The sequence below is a fragment of the Nocardioides sp. genome (genome assembly GCF_047606145.1).
Lineage (GTDB): Bacteria > Actinomycetota > Actinomycetes > Propionibacteriales > Nocardioidaceae > Nocardioides.
In genome coordinates this window covers 1-26,462 of the sequence record NZ_JASGET010000144.1, presented here as the reverse complement: position 1 = coordinate 26,462, position 26,462 = coordinate 1, and the positions used below count along the sequence as shown (strand labels likewise).

Below are 26,462 nucleotides of genomic sequence, written 5' to 3'. Positions count from 1 at the left end.
GCCCGGCGCTGCGCCGCAACACCCGGCTGGGCGCGCTGGCGGCGGTCGGCCTGGGCGGCGCGGCGCTGGTGGCGGACCTGGGCCGGCCCGACCGGTTCTACAACATGCTGCGCACCTTCAAGGTGACCTCGCCGATGAGCGTCGGCTCGTGGATCCTGAGCGCCTTCAGCGGCGGGATCGGCGTCGCCGCCGTGGCCGAGATCGACCGGATGAGCGGGGAGCGGCTGCCGCTGGGGCCGCTGCGGGCACTGCTGCGGTTCGCCGAGGGACCGGCCGGGATCGCGGCCGCCGTCCTCGGGCCGCCGCTGGCGGCGTACACCGCGGTGCTGCTCGGCGACACCGCGAACCCGACCTGGAACGCCGCCCACCGCGACCTGCCCTTCGTCTTCGTCTCCTCCGCGAGCCTGGCCTCGGCCGGGCTGGCGATGGTGACCACGCCGACCGCCGAGACCGGACCCGCCCGGGCGCTCGCGGTGCTCGGCGTCACCGGGGACCTGGCCGCCAGCAGGTACATGGAGTCGCGGATGGACCCGGTGGCCGCCGAGCCGCTGCACCACGGCCGGCCGGGGACGATGCTGCGGTGGAGCGAGCGACTCGCCGTCGCCGGCGGCCTCGGGACGCTGATCGGCGGCCGGCGACGCCCGCTGGCGGTCGCCTCGGGCCTGGCACTGCTCGCCGCCTCCGCCCTGACCCGGTTCGCCGTCTTCGAGGCCGGCATCGAGTCCGCCAAGGATCCGCGCTACACCATCGAGCCCCAACGCCGCCGGCTCGCCGCCCGGCGCGCCGCCGGCCAGACCGACGACTCCATCACCACCTCCGGTTGAGTCGGTCTCCCGGACGGCCGAGTCGGTCGTTAGGACCGGCGAGTCGGCCGTTGCGACCGGCGAGTCGGTCCTCCGGACGGCCGAGTCGGTCGTTGGACCGGCTGAGTGGTGAGTTGTGGTCGTAGGCGACCCGAGGCGTACCTGCTCCAACGACCGACTCACCGGCTCCGCGGACCAACTCACCTGCTCCAAACACCGATTCGCCCGTCACAATGACCGACTCACCTGCTCCAGGGACCGATTCGGCGAGGGGTTAGGTTGGGCCCGCAGACCCGTGGCGCAAGGAGGACCGAGTGAGCCAGGCCGACGTCCGACGGCTGATCCCCCGAACCGACGTACTGCTCGCGCTTCCCGACGTACGCCGAGCGGCGACCCGCCTCGGCGACCGGATCGTGCGAGACGTGGTGCGCGGCGCGCAGCAGCGGGCCCGGGACGGTGAGCTGGCGCCGGACCAGGTGCCGCACGAGGTGCTCGCCGCGCTGGCGACCCGCACCGGGACCAGCCTGCGCCCGGTGCTGAACGCCACCGGAGTGGTGATCCACACCAATCTCGGCCGCGCCCCGCTGTCGGCCGCGGCCCGCGACGCGGTGACGGCCGCCGCCGGCTACGTCGACGTCGAACTGGATCTGGCCACCGGGGTGCGCAGCAGGCGTGGTCTGGCCGCCCGGGCGGCGTTGCTGGCGGCCTGTCCGAACGCCGGCGACGCGCTCGCGGTCAACAACGGCGCGGCGGCGCTGCTGCTCGCGATCACCGCCCTCCTGGCCGACGACCCGCCACGTCGCGAGGTCATCGTCAGTCGCGGCGAGCTCGTGGAGATCGGGGCCGGGTTCCGGCTGCCCGAACTGCTGGTCACCACCGGCGCGCGACTGCGTGAGGTCGGCACCACCAACCGGACCCATCTCGCCGACTACGCCGACGCGATCGGTCCGCAGACCGCTGCCATCCTCAAGGTCCATCCCAGCAACTTCCGGGTCGACGGGTTCACCTCCGCGGTCGACGTCGCCGAGCTCCGCCCGCTGGCCGACCAGCACCGCCTCCCGGTGATCGCCGACCTCGGCAGCGGTCTGCTCCGCCCTGACCCACTGCTCCCCGACGAACCCGACGCGACCACCGCGCTGGGCGCCGGCGCGGACCTGGTCACCGCCAGCGGCGACAAGCTGCTCGGCGGACCTCAGGCCGGTCTGCTGCTCGGCCGCGCCGACCTCGTCACGCTCGCCGGCCGGCACCCGCTGGCCAGGGCGGTGCGAGCCGACAAGCTGGCCCTGGCCGCGCTGGAGGCGACGGTCGCCGGCGGCCCCTCGCCGGTGATCGAGGCGCTGCACGCCGACCCCGACCGGCTTCGTGCCCGGACCGAGGCCGTCGTCACCGGTGTCAGCCGGATCGCCGGGATCGAGGCGAGGGTCGTCCCGCATGACGGTCGGGTCGGTGGTGGCGGCGCCCCCGGCGTACCGCTGCCCGGATGGGCGGTGCGGTTGCCGGAGTCCGCGGCCGCCGCGCTGCGCACCGGCGATCCCGCCGTGCTCGCGCGGGTGCACGACGGCGCCTGCCTGGTGGACCTGCGATGCGTGCCGGAGGACGAGGACGGGCGTCTGGTCACGGCGCTGCGCCGCGCACTGGGCGGCTGAACCCGGATCTGCCGATCCGGACCGATCGGGGTCGCGCGAGGCTCCTATCATCGGTGCCATGCCGGAGCTCGCCGACCATCTCGCCCCGCTGCTGGGCGACGAGCCGCATCTGGACGTGCTCGGCACCACCGACCCATGGCTCGTCCCGGACGGCTGGCTGGAGCAGACCCAGGACCGGCTGCGGCTGCTGATCCAGGACGCTAGGGCGTCGTACGGACGCCGGATGGGTGGCGACTGGCGACCCGGTACGCCGTTGCTCGTCGAGCATCTGTGGCAGTTGCTGACCCGGCTGCCGGCGACGGTGCCGACCTGGGCGGGCACCTACGTCTACCTCGGCGACGTGCTGCTGGCGCCGTGGCTGGTCGAGGAGTACAGCATCCCGACCCGTCGGATCACCTATTTCGGCTGCTCCGACGACCTGTGGTTCCTCCGCTTCTTCGAACAGGTGATGGGCGAGGGCACCGAGGCCCGCCGCGCCAGCCTCGACCTGACTGTGGAGTCGCTCGAGCTGCTCTCCGGCGTACCCCAGTATCGGGAGCGCGCCGGGGCGTTCCTGTCCCTGTTCGACAAGATCGCCGGCGATCCCGAGCTGGTCCGACTGCACGAGACCGGCACCTGGCCGACCATCGTCGGCGCCTGGCGTCGCCTCGCCGAGCCGGGGGACCTCTCCAGCCTGCCCGAGCTCGGCGGCATGCCCGGCCTGCTGGCCTGGGCGCTCGACGGGTTGGACGCGGCCACCGGACACCTCGGCGCGACCGTCGGCGCACCTCAGACCGTCGAGGAGATGGTCGCCTCGATGGCTCTGTTCAACGAGGCCGACGCGATGCCGGCCCAGCTGCGACTCGGCGTCGGACAGGAGAGGTACGACGCCATGCAGGCCACCCTGGTCCGCCTCGCCCCGGGCTTCGACAAGGACTCCTGGATCGCCGACAACCGGGCCTGGCTCGCCCGGGCGATGATGAGCGACCAGCTGGACTCGGTCCGGCTGTGGCACGCGATGGCCGCCCAGGTCGCCTGGCTGATCTCCGGGCTGCCGGACTTCAAGCGCAGCTCGAGCTGCCCGGACCGGACCGGGTACGTCGAGGACCTGGAGGACATCTACCGGGCGCCGGTGCGGATCGCGAACCCGCACGCGGTCAGCCTGCGCCGCGACACCGCCGGTCTGCCCGAGCAGGAGCGCCGCCTCGTGCCGCCCACGGTGCGCCGGGCGCGGCTGGCCGACCCCGACCTGGACGCCGAGGACGAGCTCGGCGCGCAGCCGGTGCCGGTCGTCGAGATCGGCGACCCGATGGCCGAGCTCGACGAGCTCATCGGCCTGGACACGATCAAGGCCCAGGTGGCGCGACTGGTCGCCGAGCAGCGTGCCGAGCGGCTGCGGGTGGAGGCCGGGATGCCGGCCTCCAGCCGGTCCAGGCACATGGTCTTCACCGGCAACCCCGGCACCGCCAAGACCACCGTGGCGCGGCTGCTGGCGCGGGTCTACGCCCAGGTCGGCATCCTCACCAACGGTCACCTGGTCGAGACCAGCCGCGCCGACCTGGTGGCCGGCTACATCGGACAGACCGCGCCGAAGACGCGGGCCCGGTTCAAGCAGGCCGTCGGCGGCGTGCTGTTCATCGACGAGGCCTACACCCTCGCCCCCGACGGGGTGGCCAACGACTTCGGCCACGAGGCGATCGCCACCCTGCTGAAGCTGATGGAGGACCAGCGCGAGGACGTCATCGTGATCGTGGCCGGCTACCCGGCACAGATGCGCCGATTCCTCGGCTCCAACCCCGGGCTCGCCTCCCGGTTCCCGACCCAGCTGGAGTTCCCGGACTACGGCGACGGCGACCTGGCCGCGATCTTCGAGCTGACCGCCGCCAACGCCGGCTTCACCCTCGGCGAGGGCGTGGGCGAGGCGGTCACCACCCTGATCCCGCGGCCGCGCCCGGACGACTTCGGCAACGGCCGGTGGGTCCGCAACCTGTTCGAGGAGGCGGTCTCCCGGCAGGCGGTACGGCTCACCGCGCCGGGGGCCACGCCGACGCCGGAGTCGATCCGGACCCTGCTGCCCACCGATCTGCCGACCCCGGCGCCCGCCCCCGGTGAGCCGTCCCCGAGCTACGGGCAGTATCTCTAGCCGGATCTCTAGCCGGATCTCTAGCCGGGCCGAATCGTTCGCCCGGACCGGCGAATCGTTCGGCCGGACCGGCGAATCGTTCGGCCGAACCGACGAGTCGTGGATTCCGGCGAGCGTCGTACGCCGAAAGTCCCGACTCGACGGTTCTCACGACCGACTCGACGGTTCCAAGGAACGATTCGCGCCTCAGCTGCCGGAGTAGTTCGGCGCCTCGACCGTCATCTGGACGTCGTGCGGGTGGCTCTCCTTGAGCGAGGCGGAGGTGATCCGCATGAACCGGCCCTTCTCCTGCAGTTCCGGCACGGTGCGGGCGCCGACGTAGAACATCGTCTGGTGCAGGCCGCCGACGAGCTGGTGGGCGACGGTGGCGAGGGTGCCCTTGTAGGGCACCTGGCCCTCGATGCCCTCGGGCACGATCATGTCGTCACTGGTGACCTCGGCCTGGAAGTAGCGGTCCTTGGAGTAGGACTTCTTGCCGCGCGAGCTCATCGCCCCCATCGAGCCCATCCCGCGGTAGGCCTTGTACTGCTTGCCGTTGACCAGGATCTTGGCGCCCGGCGCCTCCTCGGTGCCGGCCAGCATGGAGCCGAGCATGACGGTCTCGGCGCCGGCGACGATCGCCTTGCCGATCTCGCCGGAGTGCCGCAGCCCGCCGTCGGCGATCACCGGCACTCCCGCGGGCCGACAGGCCAGCGAGGCCTCGTAGACCGCGCTGATCTGCGGTACGCCGACCCCGGTGACCACCCGGGTGGTGCAGATCGATCCCGGACCGACCCCGACCTTCACCGCGTCCGCGCCGGCCTCGACGAAGCTCTGAGCGCCCTCTCGGGTGGCGACGTTGCCGCCGATGACCTGGACGTGCCGGGTGGCCGGGTCCGACTTGAGCCGCGCGACCATCTCGATCAGCATCCGCACGTTGCCGTGCGCGGTGTCGGCCACCAGGATGTCCACGCCGGCCTCGATCAGGGTGGTGGCTCGCTGCCAGGCGTCACCGAAGTATCCGATGGCGGCGGCGACCAGGAGCCGGCCCTGGGCGTCCTTGGACGCGTTCGGGAACTGTTCGGACTTGACGAAGTCCTTGACCGTGATGAGCCCGGCGAGGGTGTCGTCGCCGTTGACCAGCGGCAGGCGCTCGAGCTTGTGCTGACGCAGCAGCTTGGTGGCGTCCTCGCGGCTGATGTCGGCCGGACCGGTGATCAGCGGAGCGTGCGTCATCACCTCCTCGACCTTGGTGGTCGCCCACTCCGCGACCGGGGTGAAGCGCAGGTCCCGGTTGGTGATGATGCCGATCAGCCGACGGTCGGCGTCGACCACCGGGAAGCCGGAGATCCGGTACTCACCGGCGAGCTTGTCCAGCTGCTCCAAGGTGGCGTCGGCGTGGATGGTCACCGGGTTGGAGATGATCCCGGTCTGGGTGCGCTTGACCAGGTCCACCTGATAGGCCTGGTCCTCGATGGACAGGTTGCGGTGCAGCACCCCGACCCCGCCCTGACGCGCCATCGCGATCGCCATCCGGGCCTCGGTGACGGTGTCCATCGCCGCCGAGACCAGCGGGACCCGCAACGAGATCTCCCGGGTCAGCCGCGAGGTGGTGTCGATGTCGCTGGGGGCGAGGTCCGAATAGCCCGGCAGCAGGAGCACGTCGTCGTAGGTGAGCCCGAGGGCGGCGAACTTGTCAGGGACCTCAGCCATCTCCATGACGAGATTCTACGGCGCCGCCGGCCGCATCACCGAACCCTCGACCGGCCCGGTCCCGGTCCAGCCCGGTCCAGCTGGGTCCGGCTCACTCCGGGACCGGCAACGGCCGCAGGTTGCGGACCGCGACCCGCACGGTCAGGGTGTCGCCGGCCATCCGGATGCGGCCGCGCATGCCCGCCGCCATCACGATCGGCAGGATCGCCTGGTTGTCCGATCGCCCGGTGATCAGGATCTCGGCGGCACCGAGCATGTGCGCCACCCGGGCGGCGTCGATCAGCAGCCTGGTGCCGATCCCCCGCCGCTGCCAGGCCGGATCGACCCGGATGCTCAGCGGGCGCACCTGTGGGTCGGTGGTCGCCGGCAGCACCTCGGCAAGGCCGACCGCGACGCCGTCGATCAGGGCGGTGACCGACTCCGAGCCGACGATGTACTCCGGCGTCGCCCCGCCACCCAGCCGCCGGGCCGGCGGCCGCGCGCCGATCGCCGCCGACTCACGGCTGCGCTGGAGCACGTCGCTGACCAGGTCCGCCATCGCCGCGCCACGGGCACGCTCGGTGTCGGTGAACGGCGCGGTGCGGTGCACCGAGACGTCGACGTCGCCGACGGTCAGCTCCATCACGTCCTGCGACGGCGCATCCGTGCCCACCGGGTCGGCCTCGGCGTCGAGCAGCTGGGCGAGCACCTCCGGGAACGACATCGGCCGCTCCAGGATGGTGCGCGCCGCCTGCACGTAGCGGGTCGGCTGGTCGGCCAGGGCCGCCTCGGTGCACGGTTGTACGACGACCCCGGCTCCGCCGGAGGACTCCAGCAGTTCGACGATCTCGGCGCTCCCCCACGAGCGCGGCACCCGGAGCACGAACTCGTCGGTGACCTGGTCGACTCCCGGGAAGATCTGCATCCCGAGGATGTTGACCCCGGACGCGCCACAGCGCTGCGCCAGCTCGGCCAGCGTGCCGGGGCGGTCCGGAAGCGTCGTACGGACTCGGAAGAGCATGGAGACATCATGCGCCACCGGGTCCGCCGCGATGTTGCCTCGCTGTTTCTGCCCCGCAACTTCTCCTCCTGCTCACGCGGCTCACGCCGAGGAATGCCGACGGCCCACCTCCGCGGCCCGCGCGGCCATCTGCTCGCGGAGCGTCCGCGGCGAGCGTACGGCGACCCGGTCGGCGTACGGCCAGAGCACCGTCATCGCATGCGCCCGGTCGCGGAAGCGCACCGTGAGCTCGGTGCCGCCGCCGACCTCGCGGGTGGCGTCGACCTTCTCCGGCGGGACCGGCAGGTCGTGTCCGTCCGGGACGAACAGGACCACCGGCATGGGATCCGCCGAACGCTTGAAGTCGCGGCGGGTCTCCTGCCACCAGGCCGCGACCTCCGGGAGTCCGCTCCGGTCGGCGGCCTCGGCGAGCACGGCGGCGGACCGGATCCGGTCGACCCGATAGGTACGGCGCGCCCCGCGGTGCGTGGCGAGCAGGTACCAGGTCCCGGCCGCGCACACCAGACCGGCCGGCACCAGGGTGCGCACTCCCGGCCGCGAGCCGCCCGCGTAGTCCACCCGTACCTTGCGTCCGACGACCACCGCCCGCTGGAGGTCCGCGAGCGTCGGGGCCGCCGCCCTGGACCTGCCGAGGAACGACTCCTCGATCACCAGGATCCGTGCTGCCGCCGCCTCGGCCCGTGCCAGCGCCTGACCGGTGAGCGTCGGCAGCACCTTGGCGAGCGCGGTGCCGATCGCCGAGCCCGTGCCCAGCGCGGTGTCCACCGACGCACCGGCGACGAGCAGTGCCCTCGCCTCCTCGACCGTCAGCCCGGACAGATCGCTGGTCCACCCCGGCATCAGCCGCAGCCCGCCGCCCCGCCCGCGCTCGGTCCACACCGGGACTCCGGCGGCCGAGAGCGCCTCCATGTCGCGCAGCACGGTTCGCTCGGTGACCTCCAACCGGCCCGCGAGCTCTCGGGCCGTGGTCCGTCCGTCTCGCAGGATCATCAGCTCGGCCAGCAGCCTGTCGGCGCGCACGGGATCAAGGTATCTCGCTGAACCTGACATCAGATGTCAGGTTCTGGCTCGCAGAGTGGTGATGTCCGCTTCAGATCGGAGCGGTCGACCTACCAGGGAGAGCACACATGAACGGCACCGATCCCCGCTGGATCTTCGACGACGTCACCGCCTGGGTGGCGGACCTGATCGACACCCTCTCCGACGCGGACTGGGCGCGTCCCACCCCGTGCGACCGGTTCGACGTCGAGACGCTCGCCCGACATCTGGTCGCCGTACTCGACCGGACCGCCGTGGTCTTCTCCGGAGGCGACCCGACTCCGCTCCCCCGGCTGGCCGAGGGCGTGGCCACCGCGGACCTTGCCCGCGCCTTCCGCGACCGGATCCCGGTCACCCGGGCCACGATGACCGACACCGCCCTGACCGGAACGGTGGTGGTGCCGCCCGGCATCACCGTCCCCGGCGCGGTCGGCGTGCTCCGTCAGTCGGGTGAGATCGCCGTCCACGGCTGGGACCTCGCCACCGCTCGTGGCGCCTCGGGTGGCGAACCCGAGGAGGCGGCGGTCGCGATCCTGGCGGTGGCCGACCAGATCGTCCCGGCCGGACCGGACTTCCGCGACGACCCGCAGATCCCGTTCGAGCGGGCGGTGACTCCCGCCGACGACGCGGCGGCGCTCGAGCGCCTCGCCAATCACTACGGCCGCCGGTCGCGACCGCCGGTGCTCACCGCCGGAGCGTCCAGCTAGGTATGCAGCCGAACGAGCACTCCCCTCGCGGAGTTCCGCCCGGGATGTGCCCACATCCCTGCATACCTAGACGAACCCGCCGGCCCCCGAGACAGCACTGGGCCCGTCCGCGGTGCGGACGGGCCCAGTGACGTCAGCCGGTTCAGCCGATGAGGAGTCGGTCAGTGACCGTGGCCGTGACCGGCGGCGGGCGCCGGCTCCTCCTCCTCGGGCTTGTCGACGACGAGGGTCTCGGTCGTCAGCAGCATGCCGGCGATCGAGGTCGCGTTGACCAGCGCGGAGCGGGTCACCTTGACCGGGTCGATGACGCCCTGGGCAACCAGGTCGCCGTACTCACCGGTGGCGGCGTTGAAGCCCTGGCCGAGACCGAGCTCGCGCACCTTGGTGGTGATGACGTAGCCGTTCTCGCCACCGTTCTCGGCGATCCAGCGCAGCGGCTCGTCGGCGGCCTTGCGCACGATGCGTACGCCGGCCGCCTCGTCGCCCGAGAGACCGAGGTCCTTCTCCAGCGACGTGACCGCGTGGATGAGGGCCGAGCCGCCACCGGCGACGATGCCTTCCTCGATCGCGGCACGCGTGGCGGAGACGGCGTCCTCGATGCGGTGCTTCTTCTCCTTGAGCTCCACCTCGGTGTGCGCGCCGACCTTGATCACGCACACGCCGCCGGCCAGCTTCGCGAGCCGCTCCTGCAGCTTCTCGCGGTCCCAGTCGGAGTCGGTGTTCTCGATCTCGGACTTGATCTCCTTGACCCGGCCCTCGACCGTGGCAGCGTCGCCGCCACCGTCGACGATGGTGGTGTTGTCCTTGGTGACCACCACCCGGCGGGCCGTGCCGAGGACCTCCAGGCCGACCTGGTCGAGCTTGAGCCCGACCTCCGGCGCCACCACCGTGCCACCGGTGAGGACCGCGATGTCCTGCATGATCGCCTTGCGACGATCACCGAACGCGGGGCTCTTGACCGCCACCGCGGTGAAGGTGCCACGGATCTTGTTGACCACCAGGGTGGACAGGGCCTCGCCCTCGACGTCCTCGGCCAGGATGAAGAGCTGCTTGCCGGCCGCGATGACCTTCTCCAACAGCGGCAGCAGCTCCTGGATGGAGGAGATCTTGCCCTGGTGGAGCAGGATGTACGGCTCGTCGAGGACGGCCTCCATCCGCTCGGTGTCGGTCACGAAGTACTGCGAGATGTAGCCCTTGTCGAACTGCATCCCCTCGGTGAACTCGAGCTCGGTACCGGTGGTGTTGGACTCCTCGACGGTGATGACACCGTCCTTGCCGACCTTGTCGAACGCCTCGGCGAGCAGCTCGCCGATGTGGCTGTCGCGGGAGGAGATGGTGGCGACCGCCGCCATGTCCTCCTTGCTGTCCACGTCGCGGGCGGCCTCGCGCAGCGCGTCGCCGACGGCGGTCGCGGCGGCGTCCATGCCGCGCTTGAGGCCCATCGGGTTAGCGCCGGCGGCCACCGCACGCAGACCCTCGTGGACCATCGCCTGGGCGAGCACGGTGGCGGTGGTGGTGCCGTCACCCGCGATGTCATTGGTCTTGGTGGCGACCTCCTTGGTCAGCTGCGCACCAAGGTTCTCGAACGGGTCGTCCAGCTCGACCTCACGCGCGACGGTGACACCGTCGTTGGTGATGGTCGGAGCGCCCCACTTCTTGTCAAGGACAACGTAGCGGCCCTTCGGGCCCAGCGTCACCTTGACGGCGTTGGCGAGGGCGTCGACGCCGCGCTCGAGCGCACGGCGGGCGTTCTCGTCGAACTCCAGGATCTTCGGCATAACTCTCCTCACAAAAGGGCGTGGGCCGTCAGGAGTGACCGATGGTCTACTCCCAACGGCCCACCAAAGACATCAGGAAACAACGGCCAGAATGTCTCGCGCCGACAGGATCAGGTAGTCCTCGCCGGCGTACTTGACCTCGGTGCCGCCGTACTTGCTGTAGATGACCTTGTCGCCCTCGGCGACGTCGAGCGGCACCCGGTTGCCGTTGTCGTCGATACGACCCGGACCGATGGCCAGGACCTCGCCCTCCTGGGGCTTCTCCTTGGCGGTGTCCGGGATGACGAGACCCGAGGCGGTCGTCTGCTCGGCCTCGAGCGGCTTCACGACGATCCGGTCCTCGAGGGGCTTGATGTTGATCGACACGCTGGATCGACCTCCACTTTCACGCTTCTCTGGGTGATGGGTAGTGCACACGTCATGCCTGCCGTCGCCGGTGCGCCGTCGCGGGGGTCGCCCCGGCTGCAAGCGTTGGCACACTCACGTCGAGAGTGCCAAGCACGACGTTAGCACTCACCCAAAGGGAGTGCCAGAAGTAGGTCGGATATCGATCGCTTCAGCTCGTGCGCAGCCGTCGCAGGCCGAGGACGACCAGCCCGATCAGGACGCCCGACGCGACCCCGCCGAGCGCTACCGGCCACCAGCTCTCGCCCGCGCCGCCGGAGTCGCCGCGCCCGAGCAGATCCGGCCAGGACTCCTCGGGCGTGGTGTGGCTGCTCCCGAAGGCGAAGTCGGCGGTGAGCGAGGCCGGGTCCGCCGTGGTGTAGGTCCACCTGGTCAGCACCTGGCCGCTGTCCCCGATCGCCCGGCGCAACGTCGCGTCCCGCACCTGGTCCGGGTCCAGCCTCAGGTAGGCGTCCATCGAGGCGACCTGGCCGGCGGTGCCGGAGTCGGTGCGGACGTCGTAGACGTCGTCGAGGGTGTAGATCGTCACCGGCTCGACCTCGGCGGCGGTCGAGCTGAGCCGCATCGGATAGACCAGCCGGTCGCTGTCGAAGGTGAGCACCATCGGGTCGATGGCGCCGTCGAAGGCGCGGTCCGCCCGCAGCTTGACGGCGGTGAGGACCCAGCCCGCACGCAGATACTCACCGATCACCGGACGGACCTGGGGCTTGTGCGCATAGCCGTGCCGATCGAGCCATCGGGTCACGCCCCGGGGGCTGCCGCCGGTCAGCACCGTCGCGACCACGTCGTCCAGAACGGTGCGGGAGAGCACCGAGGGGGCCTGCTGCGGAGCACCGGCCCCGTCCCCCGCGTCCGCCGCGCCGGCGGTCTCGCGCGGCGCCGAGGTGAGCCGGTCCAGCTCGTCGAAGGTGGCGAGGTCCCCCTGGGCGACCCTCGGCGCGGCGGGCGTCGGGATGAGCACCGCCGCGTCGGCGCCGTCGCCGGTCAGCGAGAGCGCCATCTCCAACCGCTCGCGGTGGTCCTCGGTCCAGCTGAGCAGGGCCCGTTCCGGCCCGGCGGCCAGGTCGTCTCCCTGGACCGGGTAGGCAGCCCCACAGGCGCACGCCCGAGCCTGCCCCGGGATCAGCACCAGGCCCGAGACGACCAGCGTTGTCAGCATCGCCGCCCACAGCCGGGCGCCCGGCCGCCGGGTGTGTCTGCGCCTCATCTCACTTCACCTCTCCCCCGTCCGTCCGGTCCGGTGTGCCGGTCCGGTCATGGTGCCTGGCGGTACGGCGATCGAAACCTGACATCATGACTCCGATGGAGCTCGACGCGTTCTCTTGGCTGCTGACCCCCGAGGGCCAGGCCCTGCTCGAACGGGCCGAGGAGCTCATCGGTTCGCAGACAGATACGTTGCGGGCCCACGATCTGTTGCGCCGCGACGCGCCGAGCGCTCACGTGGCGGCGGCGCTGACGCAGGCCGAGCTCCGTCGTCGCGCGGTGTCGAAGTTCGGCGAGCTCGCCGCCCGGATGTACTTCACCCCGGACGGGCTCGAGCAGGCCACCCGGCTGCCCGTCGCCCGACACCGGGCGGCGCGACTGGCGGCGTACGGCGCACCCAGCCTGATCGACCTGGGCTGCGGGATCGGCGGCGACCTGATCGCCGCCGCCGAGGCCGGCATCACCGCGGCCGGTGTCGACCTGGATCCCGAGCGAGTGGCGGTGGCGGGGGCGAACCTGGCGACACTCGGCCTTCCCGGTGCCGTCACCGTCGCCGACGCGACCGCCGTCGACCACACCGGCTTCGCGGTCGCGTACGCCGACCCGGCCCGGCGCGGTGCCGGCGGACGGGTCTTCTCCGCCGACGACTGGGCGCCGCCGTGGTCGTTCGTCGAGACACTGCTGCGCCGGGTGGCGTGTGTGAAGGTGGCGCCCGGGATCCCGCACGAGCTGGTGCCGCCGGGGGTGGAGGCCGAGTGGGTCAGCGACCACGGGGAGGTCAAGGAGGCCGCCCTGTGGTCCGGCGGCCTGGCCACCACGGCGCGGCGCGCCACCGTCATCGGCGACGGCGGCCTGGCCACCCTGACCGACGCCGACGCGCCACCGGCGGCCGAGCTCGGACCGGCCGGTCTCGGCGACTACCTCTACGAGCCCGACGGCGCCGTCATCCGGGCCGGGCTGGTCACCGGCGTCGCGGCGTCCCTGGACGGCGTACTGCTCGATGAGCATCTCGCCTATGTCGGCACCGACACGGCCGCCCGGACGCCGTACGCCACCGGCTACCGGGTGGTCGATCGGCTGCCCTATCGGGAGAAGCAGCTCCGGGCGGCGCTGCGCGAGCGGGACATCGGGGCGCTGACCATCAAGAAGCGCGGCGTCGACGTCGTCCCCGAGCAGCTGCGCAAGCGGCTGGCGCTGCGTGGCTCGCGGGCCGCGACGATCGTGCTGACCCGGGTCGACGGCCAGGGGACCTGTCTGCTGGTGGAGCGGATCGACCGGACGACATGAGGGTCGGCCCGCGCGGCACGACGGCGGCGTGATCACCGCGGCATGACAAATGTCGTGGCCGGACGATGACTAATCCCGGTCGAGTCGATCGACATCTCCTTCATAGGATCGGCACATGTTCGGTGCTCTGGGCCGTCTGGCCGCTCGTCGTCCGTGGTACGTCATCGGCGCATGGATCGTCGTGATGATCCTGCTCAGCGTGTTCGCGCCGAGCGCGAAGTCGACCAACGACCAGGCCGACTTCCTACCCGGCCACTACGAGTCGATCAAGGCCACCAACCTGATGGACGAGGCCTTCCCGGACGTCACCAGCCCCGGCGCGACGATCGTCTACGAGCGCTCCGACGGCGGCACCCTGAGCGCCGCGGACCGCACCGCCATCGACCGGATCAGCAAGGACCTGCAGCCCGAGCTCGGCTCGGCGTTCGGCAAGATCGCCGCCACCGAGGTCTCCTCGACCAAGAAGGCCGCGGCGGTCAACATCGCCCTGGCCGACGGCGTCACGGGTGAGAAGCAGTCCGATCTCGACCAGGTCAAGACACTGCGCGACGACCTCGAGACCGAGCTCAAGGGCACCGACCTGGTCTCCGGCGTGACCGGCACCCTCGCCAAGTACTACGACCAGTCCCAGTCCGGCAGCAACGCCGAGGCGATCGTCGGCATCGCCACCGTGCTGCTGATCCTGGTGCTGCTCGGCGTCATCTTCCGCAGTGTGCTGATCGCGCTGATGCCGATCCTGCTGGTCGGAGTCATCCTGACGCCGGTGTCCAACAAGCTGATCGGCATCGTCTCGCACCTCTTCGACCTGCAGACCGACGACTCCACCAGCGTGATCCTGATCGTCGTGCTCTTCGGGATCGGGACCGACTACATCCTGTTCTTCCTCTTCCGCTACCGCGAGCGGATGCGAGAGGGCGAGGAGCATCGCGCCGCCATCGCGCACGCGGTCGAACGCGCGGGCGAGGCGATCGCCTCGGCGGGCGGAGCGGTCTTCGTGGCGTTCATGACACTGGTGCTCTCCACGCTCGGCATCTTCCGCTCGATCGGCCCGTCGCTGGCCATCGCGGTGGCGGTCACCGTGATCGCCGCGCTCACCCTGGTGCCGGCCGTCGCCTGCGTGTTGGGGCGCGCCCTGTTCTGGCCGTCGAAGAAGTGGCGTACGGAGCCGAAGGCGGCCCGCTTCGAGGCGATCGGCCGATCGCTGGGCGCACACCCGGTCCGGTACGCCGTCGCGTCCGGCGGCGTCCTCGCGATCCTCGCCGTCTTCTCGTTCGCGTTCGGCGGCTTCAACCCGAACTTCGACCTGCAGTCCAGCAGTTCCTCGACCAACGTCGAGTCGGCCAAGGCGGACCAGATGCTGGTCGAGGGCGGCTTCGACCTGGGTCAGACCGACCCGACGCCGGTCGTGCTCCATGCCACCGACGGCCGGACGCTCACCGCGGCCGAGGTCAAGACCTTCGCCGCGCAGGTCGGCACGGTGGAGGGCGTCGGCACCGTCTCCGGGACCACCATCGCACCCAAGGATCCGAGTACGGCGGTGGTGATGACGGTCCTCACCGACGACCCGTCCTCGGACGCCGCCATCGACGTGGTCCGAAGCGATCTGCGGCCCGGTGCCCACGCGGCCGCACCGTCCGGCACCGAGGCGTACGTCGGCGGCACCGCGTCGGTCTTCGTGGACTTCCAGAGCGCCATGAACCGCGACTACGCGGTCGTCTTCCCGGTGGCCGCGGCGATCATCCTGATCATCCTGATGCTGGTGCTGCGCAGCCTGGTGGCCCCCTGGTACCTGATGGCGTCGGTCGGGCTCGGCTTCGGCGCGACCCTGGGGGCGACGGTGATCGTCTTCCAGCACGTCAAGGGTGACGCCGGGCTCATCTTCCTGCTGCCGATCTACATCTATCTGTTCGTGGTGGCGCTCGGCACCGACTACAACATCTTGATGGTGACCCGGCTACGGGAGGAGGCGCGCGAGGGGCGGGGGCCACGCGATGCCGCCGCCCAGGCCGTCAAGCACGGCGGCCCGACGGTGGCTGCCGCCGGGGTCATCCTGGCCGGCACCTTCGCCTCGCTGATGCTCGCCGGGAACTCGCTGCTGACCACGATGGGCTTCGCCATCGCGTTCGGCATCGCGGCCGCCGCCTTCGTGATGGCGATGTTCTTCACGCCGGCGCTGACCGCACTGGTCGGCAAGCGGGCCTGGTGGCCGGGGCACGGCGCCGACGCCGTCGAGCCGGCCGAGACCAGCGAGCCGGATGTCGACCAGGTGGGCGCCGGCGACCCCGGTCGGCGCGACTAGCGGCCGAACTCTCCCCGGTCGGGCCGGCTCCTCCTCGCTCGTGGGTCGAGTAGCCCTCGCGAGGGACGAGCGAGGCGTATCGAGACCACCACACAGCCGGTCGGGCCGGCCCTCCGTGGGTGGACTCGACCAACGAGCCCGGCGTGACCCGGCATGGATCGGCGTTCTGCTGGGCCCGGCGGCCCACGCCGGAGTGCGGCCACGCCGGCGTGCGAGCCACACTCGCCGACCGGGCACCCGCTCGCCGGAGTAGCGGCTTCCTCGGCCCGGGTCAGACCAGCACGCTGGTGACCGGCTGGGAGGAGTCCGCCGGGAGGTCGAGGGTGGACGGCGTACGGCCGCGAGCGACCATCTCCGCGCCGAGCGCGGCGACCATCGCGCCGTTGTCGGTGCACAACCCCGGCCGCGGCACCCGGACCCGGACGCCGACCGTCTCGGCGCGCTCGGCGGCCAGTGCCCGGAGCCGGCTGTTGGCGGCCACGCCGCCACCGATCACCATCTCCTCGATCCCGGCCGAGGTGGCCGCGTCCAGGGCCTTGCGCACCAGCACGTCGACCACCGCCTCCTGGAAGCTGGCGGCGACGTCGGCCACCGGCACCGGCTCGCCGGCACGCTCCCGCGCCTCGACCCAACGGGCGACCGCGGTCTTGAGCCCGGAGAAGGAGAAGTCGAAGCGATGCCGCTCCAGGTCGCGTCGCGAGGTCAGTCCGCGGGGGAAGTCGATGGCGATGCTGCTGCCCGACGCGGCCGTCGCGTCGATCACCGGACCACCCGGGAAGCCCAGGCCGAGCAGCCGGGCCACCTTGTCGAACGCCTCGCCGGCGGCGTCGTCGATGGTGGCGCCGAGCGGATCGATGTCGGCCGTGACGTCATCGACGCGCAGCAGGCTGGAGTGGCCGCCGGAGACCAGCATGGCCAGGCACGGCTCGGGGAGCGGACCGTGCTGGAGCTGATCGACCGCGACGTGTGCGGCGAGGTGGTTCACGCCGTACAGCGGCTTGTCCAGGCCGAGCGCGAGCGCCTTGGCCGCGGCGACGCCGACCAGCAGCGCTCCGGCGAGCCCGGGTCCGGCGGTCACGGCGATCGCATCGACGTCGGTGAGACGGACGCCGGCGGTCTCGCAGGCTCGGTCGATGGTCGGCACCATCGCCTCCAGGTGGGCGCGACTGGCCACCTCGGGCACGACTCCACCGAACCTCGCGTGCTCCGCCACGCTGCTCGCCACCGCGTCGGCGAGCAGCGTGTCACCGCTGACGATGCCCACCCCGGTCTCGTCGCAGGAGGTCTCGATGCCGAGCACCAGGGGGCCGGAGGTCATGTCCTCATGATGCCCGAGGGCGATGGTGTGTCGTGACCTGGATGCGACCTGAGAGAAACAGTGGTTCTCTATGGTCTGTCGAGTTGTCCATGTCACAAACCTGGGAGCAATCCATGAAAATCCCCCGAACGGCCGCAGGTCTTGGTGCGGCAGCGGTGGTCATCGCGACAATCGTCGCCGCCACCCCGGCTCAAGCGGATGACCCACTGGCACCACGGACCCACTTCACCATGGTCGTCAACCAGGCCGACGGCACGGTCGCGGCACCGACCGACGGCGCCGACATCCCCAACATCGACTCGGTGAAGTCGACCATCCGGGCCTACTACGGCGCCTCCAAGGGGACCGACCCGGCCGACCCCGACGGTGCCCAGATCTACCTGCCGAACCTGTCCAGTTCGCGGTACGCCGACGACGTCAAGAACGTCGAGGAGACCATCGCGAAGGCGCTCCCCAAGAAGGCCGGAGACGACCAGGCGGTCGTCTTCGACGTCGACTCCACCCTGTTGAGCGACTATGCCAACGAGGAGGAGATGAACTTCAACTACGACTCCGGGCTCAACGCCGCCTGGGTCACCGGTGAGCTCTTCCCGGCGATCCCGGGCATAGCCGACCTGGTGAGCGAGCTGAAGTCCCGGGGGTACGACATCTACGGCATCACCGGGCGGCCGGCCTCCCAGGAGGACGACACCATCGCCAACCTGACCGCCCAGGGGTTCACCGACACCGACGGGAACCCGATCTTCGACAACGACAACCTCTTCACCAAGTGGGCAACCACCGACGACAAGCCGAGCTACATCGGCGAGTGCACGCTCTCGTCGACCTGCAACACGGTCGAGTACAAGGCCAACACCCGCAAGCACATCGAGGAGGACCTCGGAGACACGGTCGCGATGAACGTCGGCGACCAGTGGAGCGACCTCGAGGGCGGGTACGCCGAGGACTGGACCAAGATCCCGAATCCGTCCTATTTCCTGGCGGCCGCCGACATCGCCGGCGCACCCGCGAGCGACAAGAAGATGGTCCCGCCGACCACCTACGTGATGGCCGCGGACGGCTCCAGCGGATACGACGTGCGCAGCGGGGACGACATCCCCAACCTCGACCCGCTGCGCAAGGAGATCCGGGCCTACTACAACGCGCCGACCAGCGGCGACGACGCCGGCGTGGCCGACAAGACCAGCTCGCCGTACATCGACCAGATGACCTCGCTGGCCGACACCTGGACACCGCAGATCGTCAGCGACTGCCGAACCGAGGCGGCAGCGCTCACCCGGGCGGAGAGCAAGGTGAAGGCGGCGACGAAGAGGCTGAAGGCCGCCCGGGCCGCGGTCACCAGGGCCGCCAAGGCGGTCAAGCGAGCCCACTCGAAGACGGACCGGGCGAAGGCGAAGAAGAAGCTGGCCAGCGCACGGAAGAGGCTCCACGACTCCCGGAGGTCGCTCTCCTCGATCAAGGTCCCGGCCACCCCGGCAGCGGTCTTCGACTCCGATGACACCACGCTGTGGAACTACGACCTCGAGGACTCGGTGATGAAGTTCACCTACAACTCCGCCACCGCGGCGGAGTGGATCGCCGAGCACAAGTTCCCGGCCGTGCCCGGCATGGTGGACCTGGTCCAGCAGGTCCAGGCGGCCGGCTGCACGATCGTCGGCCTGACCGGACGACCGCACAGCCAGCAGGCCGACACCATCGCCAACCTGACCGAGGACGGCTACGTCACCGGCGCCGGCAGGCCGCTGTTCACCGCCGCCCACTTCTTCACCAAGTGGGAGGGCAGTGAACAGCCGCCCGCCTACCTCGACTGCGGATCGGATCGAACCTGCTCGACGACCGAGTACAAGGCCGGCACCCGCGCCCACCTCGAGGCGACCGGGTACGACGTCGTCGCCGACGTCGGCGACCAGTTCTCCGATCTGCTCGGCGGCGCCGCGGATCACACCTACAAGATCCCCAACCCGACCTACTACCTGCCCTGACCGCTCGCTCTGACCGCCCGCCCTGACCTCCCGCGCCGGGCCGACGCAACCCGACTCAGGTTGCGTCGGCTCGGCGCCGTTTCTTTTCGCTTCAAGTGTGGCCATAAGTCTTTGTCTCAGGGAATTTTATGGCTATTGACACGGATAATTGTGCCGACCTAGCGTGCCAAGGTGCCCGCCGATCGGCGGGCCGGTGACACGGACAGGGTGCGGCGCAGGGTTCGGGAGGGTTACGTGGCCGTCCGTGTCTCGAGGCTCGCACCCGTCTTCGCTCCGGCGCCGTACGGACGACCACGCCCGGGACGCCGCCGGTCTCCTGTGCATCTCTTTCCACGATGGAGTGGTGATATGAGGTACCCGTTCTCCCTTTCTCCCGTCGCTACCTGCGCCGCGGCCACCCTGGGCGTCGCCACCCTGCTGGCCGGACCCGCAGACGCCTCGGCCCAGCTCCCCACGACGACGCAGGTCGCCCAGCACCACGGCCACGGCGGTCATCACGGCCACGCCGGCGCGACCACCAAGCGGGTCGCCAGGCTGGTCGCCCGGATGACCCTCGATGAGAAGCTCACCCTGATCACCGGCGGTGACGAGGCCACCGATCCGGCCGGCAAGACCTTCGCCGCCGGCTACATCCCCGGCATCGAACGGCTCGGCATCCCCTCGCTACGGCTCTCCGACGGTCCGCCAGGCATCGCCACCAAGGACGTCTCGACCGGCATGACCTCCACCATGGGCGTCGCCGCGACCTGGGACCCGCAGACCGCGCGCCGCAACGGCACGGTGATCGGCCGGGATGCCAAGGCACTGGGCCAGGACGTCGCCCTGGAGCCGTTCATCAACATCGACCGGGACGTCACCAGCGGCCGCGGCTGGAACACCTTCGGCGAGGACCCGCTGCTCACCGGGCAGATGGGCGCGGAGGAGATCAGGGGCATCCAGAGCCAGGGCGTGATGGCCCAGGCCAAGCACTACGTCGCCTATGACGGAGCCAGCGGCAACGTCGTCGTCGACGACCAGACCCTGCACGAGATCTACGTCAAGCCGTTCGAGGACGCGGTCGACGCCGGGGTCTCCTCGATCATGTGCTCCTACAACCAGGTCAACGGTGCCTCCGCGTGCGGCAACAGCGACACGCTGCAGACGATCCTGCGCAAGCAGCTCGGGTTCACCGGCTTCGTCACCTCCGACTGGGGTGCCAACCACGGCACCGACTACCTCGACAAGGGCCTCGACCTGGAGATGCCGGGCAGTGGGCTCGGCGGAGTCATCACGCAGTACTTCGCCCCGGCGAAGATCAAGGCAGCCCTGGCCGACGGCAGCGTGAAGCTGTCCGACGTCGACACCGCCGTCACCCGGATCCTGTCGCAGTACGACAGGTTCGGGCTGCTCAGCGGTGCCTCCAAGCACACCGTCACCGCCGAGGACGTGCACGGCAATGCGCAGGTGGTGCGCAAGACCGCGGCCGAGTCGGCGGTGCTGCTCAAGAACGACGACAGCGCGCTCCCGCTCGACAGGTCCGACCTGAGCGGCCTCGCGCTGATCGGGCCGGGAGCAGGCCAGACCATCGCCACCGGTGGCGGCGGGGAGAGCTCGTCCGGTCGGGCAGATCGCTGGATCGGGACCACCAGCACGCTGAAGAAGGAGGAGCCCTCGGCCAACATCTCCTACGCGGTCGGCGACGACCTGACCGGTACGGCGATCCCGGCGTCGGCGCTCAGCCACGACGGCGACCCCGGCCTGCTGCGCACCACCACCGGCAGCGAGGACACCCAGGTCGACTCGACGCTGGAGTTCACCTCGGCCAAGGGAAACGCGCTTCCGGCGGGCTCCTCGCACACCTGGACCGGCACGCTGACCGCTCCGGAGTCGGGCGAGTACTGGATCAACTTCGGCGAGCTCGGCACCACCGGCACCGTCGCCATCGACGGCACCACCGTGATCAGCAGCGACGGCTTCCTCACCGACGCGCCGCGCTACGGCACCGTCAAGGCCGGCGACTCCGGGGTCCTGCCCAGCACCGATGGGCTGAACAACAAGCGCGCCCAGGTGAGCCTGAGCGCCGGTGACCACACGATCACCGTCACACAGAGTGCCGACGTGTCGGGCGACCCGGTCCAGGCTCATCTGTACTGGGTGACGCCCTCGCAGCAGCAGGCCGACACCGACGCCGCCGTCGCGGCGGCCACGAAGGCCAAGACCGTCGTGGTCTTCGCCTACGCCACCCAGAGCGGCAACCTGTCCACCGCGCTGCCCGAAGGTCAGGACGACCTGATCAGCAAGGTCGCCGCCGCGAACCCGAACACGATCGTCGTCCTGCAGAACAACAACCCGGTCGCGATGCCGTGGCTCGACGACGTGAAGGCGGTCCTGGAGGGTTGGTTCCCCGGCGATGAGGGCGGCTGGTCCTTCGCCGATCTGCTCACCGGCAGGGCGAACCCGGGAGGTCACCTGCCCTACACCTGGCCGGCCAGTGCCGACCAGGGCGTGGCCAGCGACCCCGACCATCCGGAACGGTCCAGCACCGGCGTCAACCCGGGCACGACCGACACCTGCACCCTGACCAGCGAGTTCGGCGGGATCAACGAGTGCGAGACCGACTACAGCGAGGGCATCGACGTCGGCTACCGCTGGTATGACAGCCAGGGACTGACGCCGCTCTACGAGTTCGGCTACGGACTCTCGTACACCTCGTTCAGGTACTCGGACCTGCGGGTCTCACCGGGTCGCGGCGATACCCTCACCGTCCGAGTCAAGGTCAGCAACACCGGCAACACCGCCGGCGATGCCGTGCCGCAGGTCTATCTGGGTGCGCCGAAGAGCCGACCGAAGGGGGTGCAGTTCGCCGACAAGGCACTGGCCGCCTTCGACCGGGTCAGCCTCGGTGCGCACCGCTCGACCTGGGTGACGATGAGGGTCGAGAGGCGCGAGCTGTCCTACTGGAACTCCGACCGGCAGCGCTGGACGCTGGCCACCGGTTCCCGGACGGTCTACGTCGGCGACTCCTCGCGCAGCCTGCCGCTGCGAGAGAGCGTCAGGATCCGCTGATCCCGTTCGGCTCCCTTCGAGCGTGCCGGCCGCCTCCCACCCCCGGGAGGCGGCCGTTGCGCTCCCGGTCCGCCGCAGCCGTGTTGCGACCAATGCCCGCGCCGCTCATCATGAGAGGGCTCGCCGCCGTCCGTGAGGTTCGGCCGACGCGGTCGCGTCGGCCGTTGTCTCGGCGGCGAGCCGGCCGGGGCGAGTTCTTGTCAGGGAGCCGCCCCGGCCGTCTGTTGCCTCAGCATGTGCCGCACCGAGCCCGGATCCGGCCGAGCCGCCCGGAGCGGTACGGCGCCGGGCAGCGGCATCAGCGGTGCCCGACCCGGTGGGTCCTGGCGCTGGTCCGGACCACCTTCTGGTAGCCGGCACGACGCACCGTGACCTCGACCCGGATCCGCTTCCCCGCCTGCTTGGCGGCCAGCCTCCACCGCTGGTGGGTGGCCCCGGCGATCTTCTTCCCGGCCGCATACCACCGGTAGGAGACCCGACCGGCCGGAGTGACGGTGACCTTCGCGGTCAGCCGCCTGCCGACCCGTGCGGTGCCCTTCACCTTCGGCTTGGAGACCACCAGCCGACCCTTGGCCACCCGGCCGGTCCGGGCGCTGGTCCTCGACACCGTCGACCCGCCGTGCTTCGCGGTCACCGTGACCCAGACCCGCTCGCCGACCAGCGCCTTCCCGAGCGTGAGCCGCTTCCCGGTCGCGCCCCGCACCTTGGCGCCCGCCGCGTACCACTGATACGACAGGCTCGCGCTCGACGGCGTCGCACTCGCCCGGGCAACCAGCCTCGTGCCCACCCTCGCGGTCCCCGTCACCACCGGCTTGCCGAGGCTCACCCCGGTCTCGCCGCCCGTCCCGGTGGTCTCGGTGGCGTCGGTGAAGTCCACGGTGAAGTCACGGGGCGCCTTGACCGAGTCCAGCGACGAACCCGAGGAGTACCAGTAGGACGACAGCCCGGTGTCGAACTGGAAGTCCACGAACGACTGCGGCCACGACCCCCAGCCGTCACTCGTGGTGTCCTGAGCCGTCTCGCCCGAGGGCACGGTGATCTCCACGCCCTCGTAGTCCGGCGACACCGTGACGTTCCCGTAGGGATCCAGGTCGACCTCCGAGAACGTCGCCACCGTGACGTCGTCGACCTCGTCCAGGGCCGTCTTCGAGGTCGGGTCGTCCATGCTCACCGCATAGCCGTCCATGTCCGCGGTCAGGGTGCCCTCCCCGTCGGCGTCCACGGTCAACGTCGGGTCGGTGAACCAGAACGGCGCCAACCCGTCATAGAAGTTCACGCTCCAGGTGCCGTCCCAGGTCACCGTCGCAGACCCGTCCGAGGCCACCTTCGCCTCGCCTCCGGAGAGCTTCACCAGCTGGTACCCGTCGGTGCCCACGTGCGCGGCCCGGGTCGCGTACGTCGCCGCGGACTCCTCCCCGTCCGCGTCGGCCTGCAGGATCTGCACGTTCCCCTCGCTCGCCGCATAGGTGTCCTCGGTCCCGTCCGAGGTCCCGGCGGAGAAGTAGTTCGCCGACCCGTAGTACGGCCGGTCCTGCATCTCCTCGTTGCCGGTCCACTCGAGCGTCACCCCGGACAGGTCCAGGCCACCCGAGGGGATGGTGGTCTTCTCGTTCACCGTCAGGGTCGCGGCATCGGAAAAGGTCGTGCCCGCGTCGTTGACCAGCTTCGCCCGGAACCTCACCCCCGACATGTCGGTGTTGGCGTCCGCGATCGTCAGCACCGAGGTGCCGTCGCTGGTGTCCACGGTGAAGTCGCCGGAGTCCTCGTCCACCGCGGTCCAGAACCCGTCCACCCTCCGCTGCCACGTCACGGTGGCCTCCGGATTGGCCTCCGACACCACGCCGAAGGTCGCCTCGTCCGTCTCGGTGACGCTGGTGTCCTCGGGCTGCGAGGTGACCACCGCCGGGTAGTCCACCGTCACGGTGGCCTCCTCGGTGGCGATCTCGCCGGCATCGTTGGTGAACACCGCTCGATAGCGCGTGCCGTCATCCGAGCGGGTGGCAGCCACCGTCAGCTCCTCGCCGGTGGCACCGTCGATGTCGGAGAACGACGACTTCCCCGGCGCCTCGGACTGCCACTGCACCGACGGACTCGGATCGCCCGACCCGGCGGCGCTGAAGGTCACCTCGCTCGAGTCGTCGTCCGCGCCGAGGGTCACCGTCTGGGACTCCGGCTGCGTGGTCACCGTCGGGGAGAACCCGGTCCGGGTGATCCGCTCGACCCCCACCTGACCGTCGGAGTTCGCGACCGTCACGTAGAACACGCCGGTCTCGGCCCCCGGCACGATCTCGGCGCCGTACGGATTGGCGAGCAGGTTGCCGATCGAGTAGGTGGCCATCACCGTGTCGTCGTCGGTGTCCAGCGCCACCAGTTGCTGTGCGTCGGGACCGTAGAGGTAGGCGATGTCCGAGCTGGTGTCGTCCGACATCGCCCGGGACACGCGGGTGGACAGGGGCTCGAAGGCGTCGCCGGCGAATGCCGCGGTGTCGGTGTCCGCGTCGATCGACAGGACGCGTGCCACCGGATGGCCGTTGTCGCCCGACGTCACCAGGGCGGTGTCGTCCCCGATCATGCTCACCGCGTCATAGCCGACCACCTCGTTGCCGTCGTCGTCGGTGACGATGCTGTCGTCGATCTCCTGGGTCGTGCCGGTGTCGCCGGCGATGGTGATCCGCAGCACCGGGTAGTACCGACTGGTGGTGTTGTCGTCGTACTTCCCCTTCTTGCTCCGGGCGATCAGGATCGAGCCGTCCGAGGCGACCGTGAGCTGTCCGCCGTAGCCGCCGACGTACCAGTTCGTGCTGGGCGGGTCGTCGAGCGTGACCGTGGTCCCGGCGGCCCAGCTGCCGTCGGTCTCGGCGAAGGTCCTGAGCTCCGCCTCGTAGGTCTTGCTGCTCGTACGGCGCACCACGAAGACCTGGACCTGGCCGAGCGCCTCGTTCCAGACCAGCTGCTGGACGGTGACCGAGGTGTATCCGTCGGGGACCGAGGCATCGATGCTGCCGATCTGGACGTCGGTGAAGCCGGCGGAGTCCTCGTCCCAGGTCAGGGCGTGGACGTCATAGGTCGTCGTGGTCGTGCCGTCCTGCACGTCGTAGAAGATCGAGTCCGTCGCCGCGTCGTAGTCGAAGTAGGCGGACGTGGTGGTCAGGGACATCGACCCCAGCTCCTCCCACGAGTCGGCATCGAGCGCGGTGAGCTGGAAGCTCGTGCCGCCGACGGTGGTCTGGGTGATCACGTAGACGCGCGAGCCGTCGCTGGTCGGGAAGATCCAGTCGCCGTACCCCGAGACCAGGCTGCTGGTGCTGGTGGTCGTGTCGTACCAGGCGTCGCCCTCCGCCAGCGCCGGCGTCCCGGCGGCGTCCCAGCTCTCGGTCCAGTCCGGCGCGCCCCCGTCACCGGTGTAGGAGAAGGAGACCGGGTCCAGCGCCGAGCCGGCACTGTAGAAGCCCCCGAAGGCGTCCACCGCGTCCTCGCTCAGGTACGCCTCCAGACCGGACCAGGTCGTCACGCCGTCGTCGGTGGCGACGTCCGACTCCGTCGCGCCCAGCGTGGCCACCTCGATGGTGCCGTAGTCGACGAGATCGCTGGTGCTCTTGCCGTACTCACGGCTGACGACGTCGGCGTAGAGCGTCTGCTCGTCCGCGGAGATCACCACCGTCGGGTTCGAGATCGTCAGGTCCAGCAGGTAGATGTCACCCGAGGCGTACTTGTAGAAGTGCACCGAGCCGCCGAAGTCCACCGTGGTCGTCCCCTCGGTGGAGTCATAGCTTCCCGAGGAGACCGGGAAGTCATAGGTGCCGTCGTCGTTGACGCTGGCGCCGTCGCCGACGTCGATCGTGCCGCCGTTGGCCATGTAGGTGCGGAACGAGGTGCGCACCCCCCAGCTCAGCGACCCGTCGGTGATGTCGGCGGTGTCGGCCGACGCCGAGGGGGTCGGGGCGACCAGCAGGAGCCCCGTGGCGACGGCCAGGGCGGCCAGCATCGCGATGGGACGCCGCCGGTGACGGCGCGGCGGAAACAACCAGGACGGGGACATCGGCAGACCTCAGACGGTGGGAGTGACAGGTGGATGCCCGAGAGGCGGAACGCACCGGTGGGGGGGGGGGGGGGGGGCGGCCGCGGCCCCCCCCCCCG

Annotated in this window: 16 protein-coding genes; 8 read left to right on the top strand and 8 right to left on the bottom strand. The window is 70.7% G+C overall.

The genetic code is table 11. The features are described from left to right. From nrfD to QM638_RS19475, 3 genes are all read left to right on the top strand, one after another. Nucleotides 1-824 (top strand): NrfD/PsrC family molybdoenzyme membrane anchor subunit (gene nrfD / locus QM638_RS19485; protein WP_415144713.1); only part of this gene is annotated, 824 nt, incomplete at its 5' end. Between the two features lie 293 nt (nt 825-1,117). After that, nucleotides 1,118-2,449 carry an L-seryl-tRNA(Sec) selenium transferase gene (selA, locus tag QM638_RS19480; RefSeq protein WP_415144711.1) on the top strand — a complete coding sequence of 444 codons (1,332 nt, stop codon included), beginning with the start codon at nt 1,118-1,120 and terminating at the stop codon, nt 2,447-2,449. Between the two features lie 58 nt (nt 2,450-2,507). After that, nucleotides 2,508-4,571, top strand: coding sequence for an AAA family ATPase (locus QM638_RS19475; protein ID WP_415144709.1), 2,064 nt, complete (start codon nt 2,508-2,510; stop codon nt 4,569-4,571). A gap of 186 nt (nt 4,572-4,757) precedes the next feature. Here QM638_RS19475 and guaB read toward each other — a convergent pair whose 3' ends face one another. The 3 genes from guaB to QM638_RS19460 all read right to left on the bottom strand — a co-directional run bounded on the left by guaB (nt 4,758) and on the right by QM638_RS19460 (nt 8,283). Further along, entirely contained in the window at nt 4,758-6,269 is a 1,512-nt protein-coding gene (gene guaB / locus QM638_RS19470; RefSeq protein ID WP_415144708.1) for an IMP dehydrogenase, read from the bottom strand. Nucleotides 6,270-6,354: 85 nt separating this feature from the next. After that, on the bottom strand, nt 6,355-7,263 hold the full coding sequence (locus QM638_RS19465) for a GNAT family N-acetyltransferase (protein WP_415144706.1): 909 nt from the start codon (nt 7,261-7,263) through the stop codon (nt 6,355-6,357). An 81-nt stretch (nt 7,264-7,344) separates the two neighbouring features. After that, the gene (locus QM638_RS19460) at nt 7,345-8,283 is read right to left on the bottom strand and encodes a helix-turn-helix transcriptional regulator (protein ID WP_415144704.1); all 939 of its coding nucleotides are present in this window, start codon (nt 8,281-8,283) and stop codon (nt 7,345-7,347) included. 107 nt (nt 8,284-8,390) lie between these two features. Between QM638_RS19460 and QM638_RS19455 the strand changes: the two genes are divergently transcribed. Next, a complete protein-coding gene (locus QM638_RS19455) occupies nt 8,391-9,008 on the top strand; it encodes a TIGR03086 family metal-binding protein (protein ID WP_415144702.1) in 618 nt (205 codons plus the stop codon). Between the two features lie 161 nt (nt 9,009-9,169). Here QM638_RS19455 and groL read toward each other — a convergent pair whose 3' ends face one another. From groL to QM638_RS19440, 3 genes are all read right to left on the bottom strand, one after another. Then, on the bottom strand, nt 9,170-10,786 hold the full coding sequence (gene groL / locus QM638_RS19450) for a chaperonin GroEL (protein ID WP_415144701.1): 1,617 nt from the start codon (nt 10,784-10,786) through the stop codon (nt 9,170-9,172). A gap of 72 nt (nt 10,787-10,858) precedes the next feature. Then, a complete protein-coding gene (groES, locus tag QM638_RS19445) occupies nt 10,859-11,152 on the bottom strand; it encodes a co-chaperone GroES (protein ID WP_415144699.1) in 294 nt (97 codons plus the stop codon). Nucleotides 11,153-11,342: 190 nt separating this feature from the next. Beyond that, entirely contained in the window at nt 11,343-12,398 is a 1,056-nt protein-coding gene (locus QM638_RS19440) for a DUF2330 domain-containing protein (RefSeq protein ID WP_415144697.1), read from the bottom strand. 95 nt (nt 12,399-12,493) lie between these two features. Here QM638_RS19440 and QM638_RS19435 point away from each other — a divergent pair, with 95 nt between their 5' ends. Both QM638_RS19435 and QM638_RS19430 read left to right on the top strand, forming a co-directional pair. Beyond that, entirely contained in the window at nt 12,494-13,681 is a 1,188-nt protein-coding gene (locus QM638_RS19435) for a THUMP-like domain-containing protein (RefSeq protein ID WP_415144695.1), read from the top strand. A gap of 115 nt (nt 13,682-13,796) precedes the next feature. Then, on the top strand, nt 13,797-15,980 hold the full coding sequence (locus QM638_RS19430) for an MMPL family transporter (protein ID WP_415144693.1): 2,184 nt from the start codon (nt 13,797-13,799) through the stop codon (nt 15,978-15,980). A 271-nt stretch (nt 15,981-16,251) separates the two neighbouring features. Here the strand turns inward: QM638_RS19430 and tsaD are convergent, their stop codons facing one another. Next, complete coding sequence (tsaD, locus tag QM638_RS19425) at nt 16,252-17,298, bottom strand: tRNA (adenosine(37)-N6)-threonylcarbamoyltransferase complex transferase subunit TsaD (protein WP_415144691.1); 1,047 nt, start codon at nt 17,296-17,298, stop codon at nt 16,252-16,254. 155 nt (nt 17,299-17,453) lie between these two features. On the opposite strand from tsaD, the gene QM638_RS19420 reads away from it, so the two are divergent. Both QM638_RS19420 and QM638_RS19415 read left to right on the top strand, forming a co-directional pair. Then, on the top strand, nt 17,454-19,280 hold the full coding sequence (locus tag QM638_RS19420; protein ID WP_415144689.1) for an HAD family acid phosphatase: 1,827 nt from the start codon (nt 17,454-17,456) through the stop codon (nt 19,278-19,280). 348 nt (nt 19,281-19,628) lie between these two features. After that, nucleotides 19,629-22,325 carry a beta-glucosidase family protein gene (locus QM638_RS19415; RefSeq protein ID WP_415144687.1) on the top strand — a complete coding sequence of 899 codons (2,697 nt, stop codon included), beginning with the start codon at nt 19,629-19,631 and terminating at the stop codon, nt 22,323-22,325. Nucleotides 22,326-22,623: 298 nt separating this feature from the next. Here QM638_RS19415 and QM638_RS19410 read toward each other — a convergent pair whose 3' ends face one another. Next, complete coding sequence (locus QM638_RS19410) at nt 22,624-26,364, bottom strand: HtaA domain-containing protein (RefSeq protein WP_415144685.1); 3,741 nt, start codon at nt 26,362-26,364, stop codon at nt 22,624-22,626. Nucleotides 26,365-26,462 lie beyond the last annotated feature (98 nt).